Annotated in this window: 16 protein-coding genes; 15 read left to right on the forward strand and 1 reads right to left on the reverse strand. The window is 41.8% G+C overall.

Features of this window, described 5'->3' with window-relative positions:
- Window positions 1-174: 174 nt before the first annotated feature.
- The 9 genes from NCI00_RS21005 to idi all read left to right on the forward strand — a co-directional run bounded on the left by NCI00_RS21005 (window position 175) and on the right by idi (window position 7,037).
- Window positions 175-444 (forward strand): helix-turn-helix domain-containing protein, encoded by a 270-nt coding sequence (locus tag NCI00_RS21005; protein ID WP_253530883.1) that lies wholly within the window; start codon window positions 175-177, stop codon window positions 442-444.
- A gap of 89 nt (window positions 445-533) precedes the next feature.
- The gene (locus NCI00_RS21010) at window positions 534-2,375 is read left to right on the forward strand and encodes a hypothetical protein (protein WP_253530884.1); all 1,842 of its coding nucleotides are present in this window, start codon (window positions 534-536) and stop codon (window positions 2,373-2,375) included.
- Window positions 2,372-3,583 carry a hypothetical protein gene (locus NCI00_RS21015; RefSeq protein WP_253530885.1) on the forward strand — a complete coding sequence of 404 codons (1,212 nt, stop codon included), beginning with the start codon at window positions 2,372-2,374 and terminating at the stop codon, window positions 3,581-3,583. Before NCI00_RS21010 ends, NCI00_RS21015 begins: the two co-directional genes overlap by 4 nt.
- Window positions 3,584-3,588: 5 nt before the next feature.
- On the forward strand, window positions 3,589-3,723 hold the full coding sequence (locus tag NCI00_RS29405) for a hypothetical protein (protein ID WP_256498293.1): 135 nt from the start codon (window positions 3,589-3,591) through the stop codon (window positions 3,721-3,723).
- 19 nt (window positions 3,724-3,742) lie between these two features.
- Window positions 3,743-3,889 carry a hypothetical protein gene (locus NCI00_RS21020; RefSeq protein ID WP_253530886.1) on the forward strand — a complete coding sequence of 49 codons (147 nt, stop codon included), beginning with the start codon at window positions 3,743-3,745 and terminating at the stop codon, window positions 3,887-3,889.
- 259 nt (window positions 3,890-4,148) lie between these two features.
- A complete protein-coding gene (locus NCI00_RS21025) occupies window positions 4,149-4,310 on the forward strand; it encodes a hypothetical protein (RefSeq protein WP_253530888.1) in 162 nt (53 codons plus the stop codon).
- A 158-nt stretch (window positions 4,311-4,468) separates the two neighbouring features.
- Window positions 4,469-5,662: a carboxypeptidase-like regulatory domain-containing protein gene (locus NCI00_RS21030; protein WP_253530889.1), complete on the forward strand. Its 1,194-nt coding sequence runs from the start codon at window positions 4,469-4,471 to the stop codon at window positions 5,660-5,662.
- Between the two features lie 13 nt (window positions 5,663-5,675).
- Entirely contained in the window at window positions 5,676-6,530 is an 855-nt protein-coding gene (locus NCI00_RS21035; RefSeq protein WP_253530890.1) for a DoxX family protein, read from the forward strand.
- A gap of 3 nt (window positions 6,531-6,533) precedes the next feature.
- Window positions 6,534-7,037, forward strand: coding sequence for an isopentenyl-diphosphate Delta-isomerase (gene idi, locus NCI00_RS21040; RefSeq protein ID WP_253530891.1), 504 nt, complete (start codon window positions 6,534-6,536; stop codon window positions 7,035-7,037).
- 195 nt (window positions 7,038-7,232) lie between these two features.
- On the opposite strand, the gene NCI00_RS21045 is transcribed toward idi, so the two are convergent.
- Window positions 7,233-8,744, reverse strand: a complete 1,512-nt coding sequence (locus NCI00_RS21045) for a sulfatase family protein (RefSeq protein ID WP_253530893.1) — start codon at window positions 8,742-8,744, stop codon at window positions 7,233-7,235.
- 228 nt (window positions 8,745-8,972) lie between these two features.
- Here NCI00_RS21045 and NCI00_RS21050 point away from each other — a divergent pair, with 228 nt between their 5' ends.
- The 6 genes from NCI00_RS21050 (at window position 8,973) to NCI00_RS21075 (ending at window position 17,748) form a co-directional block, all read left to right on the forward strand.
- A complete protein-coding gene (locus tag NCI00_RS21050) occupies window positions 8,973-9,710 on the forward strand; it encodes a hypothetical protein (protein WP_253530895.1) in 738 nt (245 codons plus the stop codon).
- A gap of 45 nt (window positions 9,711-9,755) precedes the next feature.
- On the forward strand, window positions 9,756-10,781 hold the full coding sequence (locus tag NCI00_RS21055) for a hypothetical protein (RefSeq protein WP_166560238.1): 1,026 nt from the start codon (window positions 9,756-9,758) through the stop codon (window positions 10,779-10,781).
- Between the two features lie 190 nt (window positions 10,782-10,971).
- The gene (locus tag NCI00_RS21060) at window positions 10,972-11,580 is read left to right on the forward strand and encodes an RNA polymerase sigma factor (RefSeq protein WP_253530897.1); all 609 of its coding nucleotides are present in this window, start codon (window positions 10,972-10,974) and stop codon (window positions 11,578-11,580) included.
- Window positions 11,581-11,649: 69 nt separating this feature from the next.
- The gene (locus NCI00_RS21065; RefSeq protein ID WP_253530900.1) at window positions 11,650-12,666 is read left to right on the forward strand and encodes a FecR family protein; all 1,017 of its coding nucleotides are present in this window, start codon (window positions 11,650-11,652) and stop codon (window positions 12,664-12,666) included.
- A gap of 19 nt (window positions 12,667-12,685) precedes the next feature.
- Window positions 12,686-16,120: a SusC/RagA family TonB-linked outer membrane protein gene (locus NCI00_RS21070; protein ID WP_253530902.1), complete on the forward strand. Its 3,435-nt coding sequence runs from the start codon at window positions 12,686-12,688 to the stop codon at window positions 16,118-16,120.
- A gap of 56 nt (window positions 16,121-16,176) precedes the next feature.
- A complete protein-coding gene (locus NCI00_RS21075; RefSeq protein ID WP_166560242.1) occupies window positions 16,177-17,748 on the forward strand; it encodes a RagB/SusD family nutrient uptake outer membrane protein in 1,572 nt (523 codons plus the stop codon).
- Window positions 17,749-17,776 lie beyond the last annotated feature (28 nt).

Below are 17,776 nucleotides of genomic sequence, written 5' to 3' on the forward strand. Positions count from 1 at the left end.
CTTTCTGATAAACACTAGTGACAGCTTTTGCCAAAAAAGCTGTTTGTCAGAATCCTATCCTATCCTATCCTATCCTATCCTATCCTATCCTATCGGGATAAAGATAAATGGGCTGATAAACGCTTGATTTGGTGGCTTTGAGAATAGAATGTTCGGTAAACATAACCAAATAATATGACAGTCAAGCAACACGCAGAGCAGCTCGAAAAATTAAAAGCTTTAGAATTATTCCTTCTAAAGGAGAACGTATTACTTACCCGCCAAGAATTGAGGGTGCTATATGAAGCGGTAGAGGGGAAAGGAAATGCTGAGATAGCGCAACTTATGCATGTATGCCTAGGTACAATTAAGACCCATAAACATAACCTGATTACCAAACTTGGCATACAAGGCAAAGACGAATTTCGAAAATACACAGCTAAACTAGCCAAAACTCTACCCTAGGGTATAAAAAAATCTATCTTAGGATAGAGGTTTTTTTTATGCCTTTTAGCGTGATTTGCAAAAGGAAAAACAACAACCTCTATTGGCCAATGAGTAAGCAAAGAGAAAGTTATTTTTATAAACAGCTTGTTCCTTTTTTGATAGGAGCTTACCCTAACATTCAAGTACAAAAAGCTGAATTGCTTGGAAAATGTGCTTTGGGGTATTTTAATGTACTGCTTACCATAGATAGATTAATCGATCAAAAAGAAAAACTAAACGAAGATGTTGCTCAACTTTTTGGAGCAATTCAGCTTCATGAACAAGTAATCAGGCAGTTATGTGAATTAATTGGTAACCAAAGTAGTACTGGTGGATTAACATTTTGGAGCAATTTTGAAGTACTAAAAAAGAAATATGTTCAAACTATTTTATTTGAAAAACAAATTTCTGTCGCTCAAAAACACCTGAGCGAACAAAATTTTGAAGAACTGGCTTATGGTAAATCTGCTATTTGTTGCGCTATAGTACATGGCTTACAAGCACTTTGTAAAGAAGATGCGGAACTTTCAAAAATAGAAACTATTCTAAAACATATCCATATTGCCTTTCAGTATCTAGATGATATTTCAGACTTCAAAAAAGATATTGAAGAAAATCAATGGACATACCCTCAAGTTTTGTTAAATGATTATCTGGAGAGAAACGCGTTGGAAGTTCACGATATAAACATACGGCATAAGTACCTTTTTTTATCGGGGATAGCACAAAAAATGGTTCAGAAATCGGTTTTTCACTACGAAAAAGCGGCCGATTTAGCACAGAATATAGGACTTTTTGATTTACAAAACTACTTACTTAAAGAGCGAGCAAATGCTTTGTTTTATCAGAATGAAATAAATTATTTAATTGAAAAAACACAACTTAAATCAAAAAAAAGTCAAATATTTCAAACTAATAATTCGCTTAAAGATACAATCAAAAATGGCCTAAAGTACTTGACAAATAACGCAAAAGAAGGATTTTGGACAGATTTTATGACAAGTGCAGGACGTGGGAAAACGTGGATTTCTAGCTATATAGGTGTACAATTAGCAGAACATAATTTAGTACCAGAATTACTCAAAACTGTCCTTTCAGATCTTTCCAAAACAGGATCTTATAACGATAGTGTAATGCAAGATGCCGATTCTACCACTTTTTTAATAGGATTACATCAGGCTATCAATGGTAATATTCCAGGTTCTTTAATTGACAGTTGGCTCAAATTCCAGCTCCCAGATGGAAGTTGGGCCACTTACCATAATGAAGCCGAACTTCGGCAGGCTTTAGATTTAGAAACAGATATTAGTGTACAAGGTTGGCTATCAGGACATGGATGTGTTTCGGCAGCAGCAGCATTAGTTCTTTCCAACATACCTAATTTGAGTAATCAATACGATAAGACAATCAATCAACTAGTAGATTTAGTTCAAAACAACAGCCTTAATGCGTACTGGTGGACAAGTGACGTGTACGTTCAAGTATTTACTTTATTGGCTTTTTGTAAAACGGATTGTGTACCTCCAACTATCAAAACGAAATTACTTGAAAGTATCATTGCCCTGCAAAACCCAGACGGTTTTTGGAGAAACCCAAGCGATGGTGAAGCCAGCCCTTTTTACACAGCTCTTGGGCTAAAAGCCATGGTAGCTTATCAAGCTAAAAATCATAGAATTAAAATAGAAAATACAATACGATGGCTACAAAATCACCAAACTACAGATGGAAGTTGGAAAACGAGTCGCATTCTGCGTATTCCTGCTACTGACGTACTCCATCCTACCTTGGTAAAACATTGGCGAAATAGTTCATTTGGCGTCAATGCTTTGAGTGATGACCACAATCGTGTCTTCACAACCTCAACTGTAGTAAATGCCTTGGCTGATTATCAAAAATTTATACAACAATGATGCTTATTGAAGGCATAACGCTACATACATTCGATACGAATCGTTGGGTGGTACATACCCCCCAGGATAGGAATTTTTTAATAAGTGCTGCCACCTATCAACTTATTAGGGTGTTACAAGCCAGTACAAATTCAGAAGAGGCACTCAAAAATTTTAATACAAGCTTTCAAGTAGTTTTTAGCGAAGAGCAGTTTAAGAAATTGATAAATGAAAAACTGGGGGGGTATCATATTTTAAGAAATGACACAGAACCAGAAAAGCCGACACTCAAAAATCAATATCTGAAATTAAAAATTGAATTAATCAAACCCAAATGGGCAGGTTGGCTGTCAAAACCACTGCAAGCGTTTTACAGCCCAAAAGTGTTTTGGTGGGCATTATTGGGAGCTATTTTGGTAGTTATGAGCGTATATTTTCTGGGTAATACTAATGGTATGACTCAGAAAATTAGTTACCCACTTTTCTTATGTTTGGTCTATGCTACTATGCTTATTCATGAATTGGGGCATATTGGTGCTTGTGTCAAATATGGCCTCAAACACGGTGGTATTGGCTTTGGATTTTACTTTATTTTACCAGTAATGTATGCCGATATTACCAATATTTGGTTGGCAGATAAACCTCAAAGACTTATAGCCAACTTAGCAGGTATTTTCAATGAAGTTTTTTATGCTGCTTTACTTGGTATTTGCTATTTAGTCACCGACAATATTACATTTTTAGCCGCATCTATTGGTATTTTTTCTTTTGTTATTTGGGAGTTCAATCCTTTTGTTCGATTCGATGGTTATTGGGTGCTTTCTGATTTAACCAATACACCTAATCTACTTATGAAAGCTAATGCTATCTTTCGAGAAACTATAAAATGGAAGAACATTTTATTCTTTTTGCAAAATCCAATTAACTCAATCAAAAAAAGTAATCAAAAACAGCGATGGCTTTTCTTGTATGGTCTTTTCAATACGGTTTTTTGGGTAGCAATAATGGTTTACACACTAACTGTTCATTGGAACACGGTAATTTCATTTCCTTTCATTGTATTCGGATTGTTTCAAAAGATAATAACAGGTCAGTTTAGTTTCAATGACCTAAGCAATAAAATGCTAACAGTATTGATATTTTATATACTCATCATTAGAGTTACAATTAACCATGGGAAATATTTTATTTCTCGTTTTAATTCACTTAATAACCTTAAAATAATATAATTAACATGTCTAAATATTTAGATTTACTCGATTCATTTGAAGTTCAAGAACTTGAACAACGCCTCGAAAACAAATGGTCTGATAAAGGTTGTATAGACGAGGCTTTTGAGGGTAATAGCGATTGCCTAGAAGAAAACTAGATACTAAACATATTGAACTATGGAAAACGTTATACTTTCTACTTTATTACTTCTTGAAACCTTTGAAATTCAAGAACTCGAAAATCGCCTTGAAAACAAATGGTCGATGGATGATTGTGCTTGCATTTGCGATTGTAAAACAGGAGAAATTCCTGAGAAGTTTTAAATCTAGCGACCTTTATTATGAAAAATTTAACAGAAAACTCGACTATTTTTTCTCTCTTTGAGATAGATTAGCTTGAACAAAGGCTTGAAAGTAAATGGAAAACAGGCGATGATTGTGCTGAAGGTCTACTTAATGAAAGTAGTTCTGAGCCTTGTGAAGAATCACTAAAACATTATTTTTAACAATACAAAGACATTATCAACTATTCTAGACATGTTGGTGATATAAATCAATTTCTTAACTTTAACTTTTCACAAAAATGCAAAACACAGTAATTACCTCTCAAGAGTCTCAACTTATTGAAATGTTTCAAGTTGAAGAATTAGAACAACGTTTGGAAAATAAGTGGGAAGCTGAAATATCAACAACAACCGATTCAAGTGGTACAAGTTGTACAGCTACTATTAAGTGTACTTTCTAATATTGTGAGACTTTTGTGTGGGTCATAAAAGCCCACACAAATTCTATCCCCCAATTAAAATTCAATAAATATATTATTAACGAATAGAAAATATTTTTTATTTCAGATAGACAATATTGCTTTTGATAAAAATACAGTAAAATTATGTTAAAACAACTATGAAACTTTTTTTCCTCATTCTACTTCCGGCTTCTGTTTTTTGCCAAACTTATACTCTAACAGGTTCGGTGAAAGATACAGCCAATACCCCTATTCCTTTGGTAAATATTTTTACATCTATTGGTGAGGGAACTCTGACAAATGAAAATGGAGAGTTTGTACTGAAAGTAAGTGCATTGCCTGTTCAAATTACAGTTAGCCATGTAAGTTTTCAAGCTATTTCCTTGAAAATTTCCGAAGAGAAAATTTTGAATATAGTACTGAGGGAAGGTATTAAAACGTTACCAGAAACAACAGTAGGAAATTATGCCCTTGAATTAATAAAGAAAGCTACTGATAAAACAAGGCAGGATTCAATATACCGTCATTTTGGCCGAGGGTTTTACAGAAGAATACAAAAAGAAAGTGATAAATATACATTACTGCAAGAAATATTTTTTGACGCTAAAATTAGCTCTGCTTTTGGTTTTGAAGCAATACTTCCCACGGCAAGCCGCTATACATTTCACGATGGAAATGTAGAAAATAAATTCATGTTTCTTTACACCCTCCGTCATTCATCTCCTGGCCCACCATTGCGTTTTCGAAACGATAAGGAAGGCTTACTTCCTCTTAGCGATTACGCCAAGTTTTACACTTTTGAAGTAGAAAATTACATCAATCCTGATAGCCCTAATGAAATCGCCGTGGTTTTATGCAAACCAAAAGAGAAATCAAATTTTTCTTTTGAAGGACGTTTTTATATACGCACTTCTACTAATGGGGTTTTACGCATCAAAGGACGTAGATACACAGGAAAACAAAATTATACCAAAAATTTCTGGTTCAAAGTGAAGGAAGCTTATTTCGATTTTGATATTAACTATCTTGAAAAAGATGAACATAGTGTATTGAGTGGTATTGACTTAGATTATGTTTTGAACGTTCAATATGCTTCGTCTGTAATTAGGCCAATCATAGAACATGTAAGTTTAGTAATGTATGATTTTAGTGTTCCTAAAGATGATTCAGAGAAAAATTTGAAAACTATTGTCATGCAAGAAGACCAACTTTTTGCTACCACTCAGGAAAGTACCGAGTTTTGGGAAAATAACCCTATTATTAAGCGTACACCGCTGGAAGATGAAGTCATAAAAGCTTTTGAGAAAAAGAAGAAAAAAGGTGGTAACATGATTTTCCCTACTCAAAAATAAATACCTTTTCATTATGAAGAATCAAACTTTGCTACGGCTCTTAGCTGTGGCGTTGGGAGTTATTTACCTTATATCTGGCATTGGTAAAGCAATGGATATAAATACCTTTACCGATATTGTAGCCCAGTATAGCCATCTGAAAATGAGGTTTATTGCACCACTTATCGTAGGTACTGAGATCACATTAGGTTTTGGTCTAATCTTAGGAGCTTTTCCTCGCCAATTTGCTGCTGTATCTTTATGTGTATTGGTATTTTTTACCATTTTTCTTGCCATTGGTTTTGCTTCTGGAAAATTAGATGATTGTGGTTGTTTTGGAATATTACTTAAAATAGACCCTTTGGTGGCATTGCTCCGAAATGTGGGTATGTTAACTATCTCATATCTTCTATATACTTACTCACAGTATGATGTCAAAAGGGCTAACTGGTTATTTGGTGGGGCGCTACTGTTTGGGGTTCTGGCGTTTGTTATTACAGGTTTTGAAATGAAAAATACTTACAGACCATTAGAATTACACATTGGAAGTAAATTAGACAAAACTTTTTTGGCTTCCTACACCAAATCTCATCAGAAGCAGCTATTCTTTGTATTCAGTCCTACTTGCCCGCATTGTTTGGCCGCAACTGAGACTGTGAAACAGTATATTGTTACAAATAGTGTAAATGAAGTAATAGGGTTTTATCCAAGCCAGTCCAAACAGGTAGATATTGAGTCTTTCAAAAGTAAGAAGAAGCCTAATTTTAAAATAATAGCCATCAAATCAGATACATTGCATAAAATTGTACGTTCTGTCCCTGTCGCTTTTTTGGTTGAAAATGGAGAAGTTAAACATATATATAATGGTGAAATTCCCCGCCCTCAATAGCCCATGACAAGAAATAAGGTAATCTTGGTAGATAAACAAAACAATGAATTAGCAGTTTGTGATAAGTTGGAAGCTCATCAAAAAGGCTTACTTCATCGTGCTTTTTCTATTGTAATTTACAATTCAAGAGGAGAAGTATTACTCCAAAAACGTGCAAAAAATAAATATCATTCGGGAGGTCTTTGGTCAAATACTTGTTGTAGCCATCCGCAGCCCAATGAGCCAACAAATATTGCCATACATTTAAGATTACAGGAAGAAATGGGATTTGATTGTCCCTTAACTCATGTAGGCGATTTTATTTATAAAACCCATTTTCAAAATGGATTGATTGAATATGAGTTTGATAGTGTTTTTTTGGGATTATTTGATGGATCTCCTTTGCCCAGCCCTGATGAGGTAGAAGAATATAAGTGGGAGTCTTTACCTGTTTTAAAAGAAAAGCTATTAGCCTTTCCTCAATTTTTTACCTATTGGTTTCCATTTGTTCTTGATAAATATCCATAAAAAGAGAAGTGTCTATTAGGGACTGTTGTTTATTTAGTATTACTTAATTAGTACTACTATGGCTTATACCTTTAGAATTAGGATTGAATTGTTAAAGACAAAATATTCTAATAATAACTACAAAACATAAAGGCCTCCTTAACAGATTTACTAGTGCTACTTTTTAAAAGATGATTCCAAAATAAACAGCTGCTGTTATTTTTTTTCCTTCACTTCTTTCAAAAACACCTGTAACTCCTTCAATTTCTCAGGATTAGCCTCAGCCAGATTATTTTTCTCGCCAATGTCTTTGGCCAGATTATATAGCTGCGGCTGCGGGTCATTGCCAAGCTCAGTATTGGTCTGAACGCTCATTTTTTGGCCTTTGCTCGGCTCAATGTATTTCCAGTCTCCTTTGATAATAGAAAAAGTACCCGCATGTTCTATCAAATAATCACGTCCTTTCTTGTCTTTACCCAAAAAAGCCGACAAGTAATCTTTGGTGTCGGGGGCGGTGGTTGCATCAAATTTTTGCCCCGTCAATGCCGCAAAAGAAGCCAATAAGTCTACTTGGCTCACCAACGCATTGGAAACTCCCGCTTTCACCTGCCCCGGCCACCGCACAATGAACGGCACGCGGGTACCCGCGTCAAACGCGCTGTATTTGCCGCCGCGCAATGGCCCTGCAGGCGTATGTCCGTTGAGCAACTCTACGGCTTGGTCCTGATAACCATCGTCCACCACGGGACCGTTGTCGCTGGAAAAAATGACGAGGGTATTGTTGGTCAGCTTTAGTTTGTCCAACGTTTTCATGACTTCGCCCACCGTCCAGTCCAATTGCAAAATAACGTCGCCGCGCGGCCCCATGCCACTTTTGCCCGTAAAACGCTCGTGCGGTACGCGCGGTACGTGAATATCTTGGGTAGAGAAATACAAAAAGAAAGGCTCGGCTTGGTGTTTTTCGATGAATGAAACGGCTTTTTCGGTAAAAATATCGGCCATGTCTTCATCCTTCCACCGCGCTGATTTCCCACCCGTCATGTAGCCAATGCGCCCGATGCCGTTGATAATCGTAAAATCATGCCCGTGCGAATGTTTCATTTTCAGTAGTTCAGGATTGGCGCGCCCCGTGGGTTCATTACCAATGGGCTCCTTAAAACTTACTTTAATGGGGTCGGCAGGGTCAAGATTCACCACCCGACGGTTTTCAACGTAGACACACGGCACGCGGTCGCCAGTAGCGGCCATGATAAACGACTCATCAAAACCAATATCCAACGGGCTCGGTTTGATTTCGCCATTCCAATCGGGCCCGCCCTGCGGTCCGAGGCCCAAATGCCACTTACCTACCACGCCCGTTTTGTAACCTGCTTTTTGAAAAACCAGCGGCAACGTACTGCGTCCGGGCAGAATCAGCGCGGCGGCGTCGCCCGTGGCTACGCCTGTGCCCGGCTTGCGCCAAGCGTATTCACCCGTCAGCATTGAGTAGCGCGACGGCGTGCAGGTAGCGGAGGTCGTATGGGCATTGGTAAAACGTATACCTGCTTTGGCGAGTTTATCAATGTTGGGGGTAGCTACTTTTTTGGCTCCGTAACAACTTACATCACCGTAACCCAAATCGTCGGCGTAGATGATGATGACATTGGGCCGTACCGCTTGGCTAAATGCCATTTTGGTAAAAAGGACAAGCACGCCGAAAGCGTAAACGAGTTTGTTTAATTTAATCATGTTTTAGCAATAGGGATAAGCAGGCTAAAAAAGGTACATCTTACTTCAAAGTATTTAAAAGACAGTTCATCCTAAAATTCTCCTTGGTGGGCCTCAATTTAAACCGCTCTTCTAGTCCTACCGTACCTGCAAATAATTTCTTCTCTACCTTTACACTATGTTTACGGGGGTTTTTATAACTTTCCGCAACATACACTCCAATTCTTAACTTTTCAAACATACACAACTGTGGCAGAAGAACCTCAAAAAAGTAAAATGGGTGGATGGCTACGCGATTTGGCGGGCATTTTTGTGGTCATTGACGAAACAAAAACGGAGGAAAAACCAGCGTCAACGCCCGCGCCAGCTCAACCGGCCACGTCGACAAGTAAAACGACCGCCCCCGCGCCGAGCACAAGTACCTTGGCTTCCACCCCACCTGCTTCGAGCGATTTTGTGGATGATTTACGAAATCGTTTTCGGAAAATATTGGAAGAAAAGAATCAGCCGGGTTTTGATTTCTACGAATTTTCGTTGATGCTGCTTCGTACCAGCACAAACCCTTCCGTTGAGCATTTTAAAACTGCTTACGAAGGCGCTAAATTGTTGAATCCCAACTGCAACCAACAGTTTTTGCTGGAATCGGCCAACTTTTATAAAAGCGAACTCCAAAAGGCTTTTGAAGCCACGGTCAGTGCGGGCGAACAAAAAAAATCAGCCCTCAACGCCGAAAAAAGCAACGAGCAAAAACAGCTGAACAACGAAGTGGCCAATATTGAGCAGCAACTCGGTAAATTGAAGCAACAAATCGCCGATTTGGAAAAAGCCCAAGCCGAGAAATTGACCGCGTTGAACGGCATTGAAGGAAAGTTCAATGATAAATTTGTCGAAATTGAACAAAAAATTCAAGCAACGATAACCGCCAAAGAGGGCGTAGCCAATGAAATTTCGCTCATCGAAAACGGCATCAAACAATATATTGCTTAATCATTCACCTCTTATTTTTACCTAAAACAAAACCAATCAAACACTATGAATCTTACAGGAGCAGGAAAAATAGCCTTGATTCTGCTAATCGCAGGAGCGCTGGGGGCAGGATATTATTTCTTTGGGCCCGACCCCAACAAAGCAACCAATGAAACCTCCATCAACTCCACAACTCCCGAAGGAGGCCCCGCAAGTGCCGCCAATGACAATGTGGCCTCTGACGACAACACCGCAAGCAGCGAATCATCAACGGCTGCTTCGGAAACCTCCGCTTTTTCGTACACTGCCCCCGAGCCCGTTGACGGTAAACTCAAAGGAGTTGTCGAATTGGGTGCCAGTGGTTTCAATTCGTTTGTGGTCAATATCGACAAAGATAAAAACTGGAAACTCGAAAAAGCGGAATTTGGCAACAGCATGGTCATCGAAAATATGGCCTCTGACTACGACATCCGGGTGGGTTTAAAGAAATATATCGGCAACATGATTGACCACGGCGTGAGCGGCAAAGACATTCACTTTGTGGTAAGTTCGGGAGCCGTAAAAGCGGATGTAACCCAAAAAATCATCAAAGTATTGAAAGACATGGGATACATGGTCAACACCGTAACCGCTGAGCAAGAAGGCACCTTGGGCCTGAAATGCGCCTTGCCACAGTCATTTAGCGGTCGCGGTTTCTTCGCTGACATCGGCTCGGGCAACACCAAAATTGCTTGGACAACCGACTCAGGGATTAAAAGTTTAGAATCTTACGGAGCTAAATATTACGAAAAAGGCATCAGTGACGACGCTGTTTATGATGAAGTGGGTGCTAAGGCCAAACAAGTCCCTGCCTCCAAAAGAGAAATCTGTTTTATCATCGGGGGCGTTCCTTACGACTTGGCCAAAGAAGTACGAAATGGCAAAGAAAGATATACCGTTTTGAAAGCAGCCGAAGCCTATAAACTCGACAAAGCCAAAGCCAAAGCAGGCGGCAACATTTATAAGGCCATCGCTGATGCTACGGGTTGTAAGCAATTCGTTTTTGATTGGGACGCCAACTTTACCATCGGGTTTTTATTGGGCTTAAAATAAACCTATTTATCCATTCATTCCCCTCAGGCGGCCGCTCCCCAAGCGGCCGCCTTATTATTTTTCATTTGTTTAGATTATTTTGTACTTTTTTAGCAATATTATAAAATTTTTAAAAACAAATTTAATCTATTGTTTATATATTCTAGTTTTGTTTTCCAAAGAAAACACTCACCCGTAAGCTAGTACCAAAATGCCCGCTGAACAACACCCAAAAATAACCGCTACGGCATGGGCACGGCTAAAAGCCGGTGACAGCTACGCGTTGGGTGAATTGTACGACGCCTATGTTCAGCTACTTTACAAATTTGGCAAACGCCACTGTCAAGATGATGAACTGCTAACGGACGCGATTCACGATGTTTTTGAAGATATTTGGAATTACCGCGCTACGTTGAGCGACGTAGAAACGTCTAATATTCAGTTTTATCTATTCAAATCGCTCAAAACTAAGCTGTTAAAATACTTGAACCGACAAGCACGCCATACCGAACTCACCGACAATCAAGAATACCTTCATGAATACGTTGAATCGGCCGAACTGTTCATTGTATCGCAGGAAATAGACCGGCATCAGCAACACCAGCTTACCCAGCAAATTGCATTGCTTCCCAAACGCCAACAGGAAGCGCTACTATTTCGCTTTTACGACAATTTGAGTTACGACGAAATTGCCGAACTCATGTCCTTAACGCGCCACTCAGTCTACAATTTAATCTACAAAGCCCTCTCTCAGCTTCGTGACAACTGGGTTTTTGACCTCATTTTTTTGGTTTTCATCGTAGGGTTCAAAAATTTTTAAAAATTTCGCAAAAATAAAGAGGTAATCCAACGCCTTGCTTTCTCTATTGGTTATACATCACCCAGAAGCATGGCAGAATCACAGAAAAAATATGAATTATTTGATGCCAATCAGTTGGCAGCGGATGAGTTTTTTCAGCAATGGGTGTTGAATCCTTCGAGAGAAGCAACTTTGTTTTGGGAACAGTTTTTAAAGGAAAATCCCGAAAAACAAACATCCATTGAGGAAGCTCGTCGACTCATTGAAGTACTTCATTTCCAGCTACCCGCCATGGCAGAAACAAAGGTTATTGCCTTAAAAAAGCGGCTTGAAAACAGCATTCGTCAACCACTTTTTGTTTCGGAAACCCCAATACTTCCGCTTCGTCAGTCTTTCTTTAACCGTACCCGCTGGATGGCGGCCGCGGCGGTGATTTTGATGCTCGGAACCATCTTTTTTTGGCAATACTCCAACCGACCGACCGAGTATACAACCTCCTTTGGGCAAACGCGCCAAGTAACGCTTCCCGACGGCTCCGTTGTAAACCTGAATGCCAATTCTTCCATTTCTTTTGCGCAGAATTTCAGCGAGCAGCCAGTCCGTGAAGTATGGCTGAAAGGAGAGGCCTTCTTTTCGGTAAAACACACTGCCAATCATACCAAATTTCGGGTACACGCCGAGGGTTTGGACGTAGATGTCCTCGGAACTGAATTTAACGTTTCGGACCGACGTAACACGACCAAAGTGGTGCTCCAATCGGGCAAAGTACAAATCAAATCCGCCAAACAGTCAGCCATATTACAGCCAGGAGAGATGGTTGAATTTAGCCACTCAACCAAGCAATTGGCCCAGCGTAAAGTGCCCGTAAAACGCTACAGTTCTTGGAAAGAGAAAGTTTGGCTGCTAGACGGCGAAGCCATGAGCGAAGTAGCCCAGCGTATCGAAGATAGCTTTGGTGTTGAGGTAGTTTTTGAGAACCCATCCCTTGCCAATGAAAAAATTTCGGGAACCATTCCCACTGGAAGTCTGGAAGAAGTAAACGAAATCCTCTCGGATTTACTGAAAGCAAATTGTGTCCTCACAAATCATAAACTAATCATTAAATAAATCAAACCCCTCCTGTGTTATGTTCAAACAAGTTCTATTAACCTTTTTAATCGGTGGAATAACAGGGTTTTTTAGCATTGTAAATGCCCAAGTATTTGCCGCTAATTTTCCGACCCGACAAAGCCAGGGTAAGAGCGACCAAAAATCAACGCTGTTACTAAAAGATGCCTTACGTGACATCGAAACCCGTTTTGGGATTCACTTCGTTTACAAAACCGATGAAATCCCCAATCGTAGCATTCCCACCGAGACCATTTCAGGAAAGCTCGAAGAGGTGCTTGAAAGTACGCTGCGCCCCGCTGGGTTGACGTACAAAAAAGTACGCAATACCTATATTATTCGTAGCCTGAAAGCGAAATCCCCCTCTAGTTACCCCGCGCCCAACGAAACAACGCCAGAGCGGCTCAACATCACCGCCCCAGGAAACCCTGCCAACGAATCAGCAAGTTTGAATTTAATTCTCAATCGCGTTGCCATTCCCACGGGCGGCCTTACGGCTCCTTTGGAAATTAAAATCGCGGGAAAAGTAGCCGACGAAAGCGGTTTGACCCTACCGGGCGTAAGTATTCTTCTCAAAGGCACCAACCGTGGAACCACAACCGACGGAAATGGTAGCTACCAAATCAGCGTTCCGGACAACAACGCCGTTTTGGTTTTCAGTTACGTAGGGTATTTGCCGCAAGAAATCACCGTTGGCAATCGTACCACCATTGATGTCACCTTGGGCGCTGATACTAAGGCCTTGAGCGAAGTAGTTGTGGTAGGTTACGGAACCCAAAAAAGAACCAGCTTGACGGGGGCCGTTGCCGAAGTAAAAAGTGAGCAACTCACCCGCCGTCCAGTATCCAATGCCAATCAGGCATTGCAGGGAATTGCTCCCGGAGTAACGATTTTGGACCGTGGTGGCTCACCCGGGCCTAATTCCCGGGCTACGGTTCGGGTACGCGGTATCACCACGCTCAGCTCCAACGACCCACTTTTTATCGTAGACGGCATAGAACAGCCCTTCAATACCATCAATTTGGACGATGTTGAAAGTATTTCAGTCCTAAAAGATGCCTCATCTACCGCTATTTATGGTTCGCGGGCGGCCAATGGTGTTGTATTGGTGACCACAAAACGCGCCAAATCGGGTAAGGCTGTCGTAGATTACAGCGGCTACTATGCCGTTCAGCAGGCTATCAACAAGCCCGAAATGATGGATTTGGAGCCCTATATGCGTTTACAAAATGTTGCTTACATCAATTCGGGGGCGGCCGCAAGATTTACAGAAACACAAATCAACGAGTACGTCAACGCAACCGATCGCTTAAAATTCCCCCTTCCCAATACGTGGTTTAATACGGTTTTGCGCTCAGCGCCGCAGATGAACCACAACCTATCGGTGAGTGGCGGGAATGATGTTTTCAGAGGGCGTGTTGGGGTACGTTATCAAAAGCAGGGAGGCATTGCCCCCAATTTTGACAGCGATATTCGGGAAATCCGCGCCAATACTGATTTTAAAATTTCAAGCCGCTTAAACGCGAGCATGGATATTAACTACCGCAACAACAACTGGCAAACGCCCGTCAGCGAATTCAACGTCTTTAATACCATGTTTCACGGTTCGCTTTGGGCCGTTCCCAAATACCCCAACGGCACCTACGGCCTGAGTGCCCAAGGCAATAACCCGTTGATGTACGCCGAAATCGCGGGGCTTTCCAAAAACATTCAGGACTATCTATTTGGAAGCGCCAAGGCCGAATGGGAGATTATTCCTAACCTAAAATTCAGCACGCAGTACGCCGTTCGTTATACTTTTGAGCAAAACAAAAACTACACGAATGCCTACACAATAACCGATTATTTCAACACGTCACTCGTAAGAAAAACCATTCCCCGGAGCAGTTTAACCGAAATCAGAAGTAATATCCGCGAAACTACCCTCAACAATTTGTTGGGTTACAGCAATACTTTTGGCCAACATGACGTGAAAGCGCTCGTTGGATACTCCGAGATTCAGAACAAATACAACATCATCAACGCCTACCGCGAAGATTTTTACAATAACGATGTTCAATCCATCGGGGCAGGTTCAGACAACAATAAAAACAACGGCGGCAGTGATTCTCAGTGGGGCCTACGCTCGTTTTTCGGACGTGCCAATTATGCCTTTGCCGACAAGTACCTGTTTGAAGCCAACGCCCGTTACGACGGTTCGTCGCGCTTCACTGGCGACAAAGTATACAGCTTTTTTCCTTCATTTTCAGCGGGTTGGAGAGTGTCCGAAGAGAAGTTCTTCGATGCCTTCAAAAACATCATAAGCGAGTTGAAGCTACGTGGCTCGTGGGGAAAAACAGGAAACCAAGCCGTGGGTCTTTACAGCTATTTCCAAACCCTCAATTCTTCCACGTATACCTTTGGCGGCAGTGTGGTTCAGGGATATGTCCAATCCAATCTGGCCAACCCTGGCCTCACCTGGGAAACCACCACGCAAACCGACATCGGCTTGGATGCGCAACTTTGGAGCAATCGCCTGAGTTTTACGTTTGATTATTACGACAAACTTACCGACGGAATTTTGCTCAACCTACCGATTCCAACAACCGTAGGATTGAACGCACCACCGCAAAACGCGGGTAAAGTAGGCAACAAAGGCATTGAATTAGGGCTTAATTTCCGCAATAAAACCAAAAGCGGCTTTGCGTATGATTTCGGGCTGAACTTTGCTCAAAACGAAAACAAGGTCATTGACCTCGCCAAAACGGGTCCTTACATTTCGGGCTCCGACATCGACCCGCGCTACATCATCAAAGAAGGATTGCCATACAATGCCCATTGGGGCTACAAAACCGATGGTTTGTTTCAAACAACCGATGAAATCAAGGCATACCCGACCATCGTCTCAAATGCCAAACCCGGCGATGTTAAATACGTAGATTTGAACAATGACGGAAAAATCAACAGCGACGATATGACCTTCATCGGGCTAACCTTTCCGCGTTATACGTTTGGGCTAAATACCAATTTCAGCTACAAAAATTTCAACCTGTTTACCCAATGGCAGGGTGCAGCCGACGTTGACACCCGTTTGTCGGGTGCCTTGGCCGAAATGGGAAATTACGAAGGCTTTACCCATAAAATATACACCGATAACTACTGGACCCCCGAAAACCCCAACGCCCGTTTTCCTCGTCCTGTAAAGTTGGATTTACGCAACGTATCCACCTCCGACCGAATGATTATTGACGGGTCGTATTTTCGCCTAAAAACGATTCAATTGTCGTACAGTCTGCCAAAGGGAATTCTGGAAAAAGTCAAAGCCAACCGCGCCACCATTTACGTGAGCGGCACCAACTTGCTGACATTCTCAAAGCTTAACGAATGGAATCTCGACCCCGAAGCCGAGTCAGGACGGGCAACGTATTATCCACAAACCTCGTTGACAACCATCGGATTGAACGTCCAATTCTAAGCGTGTTTGGATTTGTATTCCAAACATTCATCAAAAACTCAAACTGTCTTAACACAATGAATATCAAACATATCCTTCCAGCTCTTTTAACCATTGGGCTGCTTACCAGCTGCGAAAAAGACCTACTTGATACCGTCCCCAACGACCGTATATCTTCCGATATTTTTTGGAAAACTGAAAAAGATGCAACGCTGGCTTCCAACGGTTTATACCCATTATTGGACGGAGTCAACATTTTCGCCATCGACGGTGTTACCGATATTGCCCACGTCAATCAGGTATTTCAGGTAGAATCCAACATTGAAAAGGGCATCCACGACGCCCTCAATTCACGCCCCCAAACCGAATGGACAAGTGCTTACCGAGGTATCCGTTTGGCCAATGATTTTTTGGGAAATATTGGCACCGTCCAAACGACAAATACCGCTTTTATTGCCCGCCTAAAAGGTGAAGCACGCACCCTGCGCGCCTACCAATACATTAAATTGGTGGCGATGTTTGGGGATGTGCCATTGGTCACCACGAGCATTGGCATTGACGAAGGTCGAGCGTTGAAACGGACGCCCTCGGCCCAAATTTGGGATTTTGTGCTGAAAGAACTCACCGAAGCCGCCAACGATTTGCCCGCCGTTCAGGCCGAAAAAGGACGCGTAACCAAAGGGGCAGCCCTTGCCCTCAAAGCCCGCGCTGCCTTGTACGCTGGGCGCTATCAGGAAGCGGCCGATGCCGCCAAAGCGGTCATTGATTCCAAAACCTACTCGATTTATTCGAGTTATACCAACTTATTCTCGTACGCGGCCGAAAACAATTCGGAGGTAATTTTGGACAAACAATTCATCAAGGATACCTATTCCAACAACGTGTTTGCCAGCATGGGACCTTATAGCCAGCGCACCGCCAACAATACCTACGTGCCCACCAAAGCGCTCGTAGATGCGTATCCGATGGCCAACGGCAAAGAAATCACCGACCCAACGAGTGGATTTGACCCCAAAAACCCTTACGCCAACCGTGACCCGCGCCTACGCGCTTCTATTTTTGTGATTGGAGATGACCTTCCAGACGGCAAAAAATTCGACTCCCGCCCCACAAGCGGCACCGCCGACGCCGTTGGCAACACGTATTTGGCTACTTCAACGGGCTTTGTGTTGAAAAAATACATCAACAAAGAAGATTTGGCCACGGGTGGCAATTGCGGCATCAACCTTATTCTGCTCCGCTACGCCGAAGTTTTGTTGACCTACGCCGAAGCGAAAATCGAGCTAAATCAAATCGACGCGAGCGTCTATGACGCCATCAACCAGATTCGTCAACGCGCAGATGTCAAACTTCCAGCGTTGGAAACTGGCCTGACCCAAGCCCAACTGCGCGAAGCAGTACGTAAAGAACGTACGTTGGAGCTGGCTTTTGAAGGGCTGCGACTGTACGATATTCGTCGTTGGAAAATCGCCGAAAAAGTGATGGTCGGCGATGTATACGGCATGACCTACGTGGACGGCACACAATTGAAAACCATTCAAATTGCGTCATTTACGCGGGTTTTTGACCCTGCTAAACATTATTTGTGGCCCATTCCACAAAAAGAGCGTGAACTAAATCCAGAGCTGACCCAGAATGCTGGTTGGTAATTTTAGCACAACAAAAAGTAGTATCTCC

Source organism: Runella salmonicolor, from assembly GCF_024158025.1.
Classification (GTDB): Bacteria; Bacteroidota; Bacteroidia; order Cytophagales; family Spirosomataceae; genus Runella; species Runella salmonicolor.

Excerpts from the sequence above, each read along its gene's own strand:
- NCI00_RS21020 (WP_253530886.1), top strand. The coding sequence starts at position 3,743 with ATGGAAAACGTTATACTTTCTACTTTATTACTTCTTGAAACCTTTGAA.
- NCI00_RS21010 (WP_253530884.1), top strand. The coding sequence starts at position 534 with ATGAGTAAGCAAAGAGAAAGTTATTTTTATAAACAGCTTGTTCCTTTT.
- NCI00_RS21065 (WP_253530900.1), top strand. The coding sequence starts at position 11,650 with ATGGCAGAATCACAGAAAAAATATGAATTATTTGATGCCAATCAGTTG.
- NCI00_RS21015 (WP_253530885.1), top strand. The coding sequence starts at position 2,372 with ATGATGCTTATTGAAGGCATAACGCTACATACATTCGATACGAATCGT.
- NCI00_RS21025 (WP_253530888.1), top strand. The coding sequence starts at position 4,149 with ATGCAAAACACAGTAATTACCTCTCAAGAGTCTCAACTTATTGAAATG.
- NCI00_RS21055 (WP_166560238.1), top strand. The coding sequence starts at position 9,756 with ATGAATCTTACAGGAGCAGGAAAAATAGCCTTGATTCTGCTAATCGCA.
- NCI00_RS21035 (WP_253530890.1), top strand. The coding sequence starts at position 5,676 with ATGAAGAATCAAACTTTGCTACGGCTCTTAGCTGTGGCGTTGGGAGTT.
- NCI00_RS29405 (WP_256498293.1), top strand. The coding sequence starts at position 3,589 with ATGTCTAAATATTTAGATTTACTCGATTCATTTGAAGTTCAAGAACTT.
- NCI00_RS21005 (WP_253530883.1), top strand. The coding sequence starts at position 175 with ATGACAGTCAAGCAACACGCAGAGCAGCTCGAAAAATTAAAAGCTTTA.
- NCI00_RS21070 (WP_253530902.1), top strand. The coding sequence starts at position 12,686 with ATGTTCAAACAAGTTCTATTAACCTTTTTAATCGGTGGAATAACAGGG.
- NCI00_RS21030 (WP_253530889.1), top strand. The coding sequence starts at position 4,469 with ATGAAACTTTTTTTCCTCATTCTACTTCCGGCTTCTGTTTTTTGCCAA.
- NCI00_RS21075 (WP_166560242.1), top strand. The coding sequence starts at position 16,177 with ATGAATATCAAACATATCCTTCCAGCTCTTTTAACCATTGGGCTGCTT.
- idi (WP_253530891.1), top strand. The coding sequence starts at position 6,534 with ATGACAAGAAATAAGGTAATCTTGGTAGATAAACAAAACAATGAATTA.
- NCI00_RS21045 (WP_253530893.1), bottom strand. The coding sequence starts at position 8,744 with ATGATTAAATTAAACAAACTCGTTTACGCTTTCGGCGTGCTTGTCCTT.
- NCI00_RS21060 (WP_253530897.1), top strand. The coding sequence starts at position 10,972 with ATGCCCGCTGAACAACACCCAAAAATAACCGCTACGGCATGGGCACGG.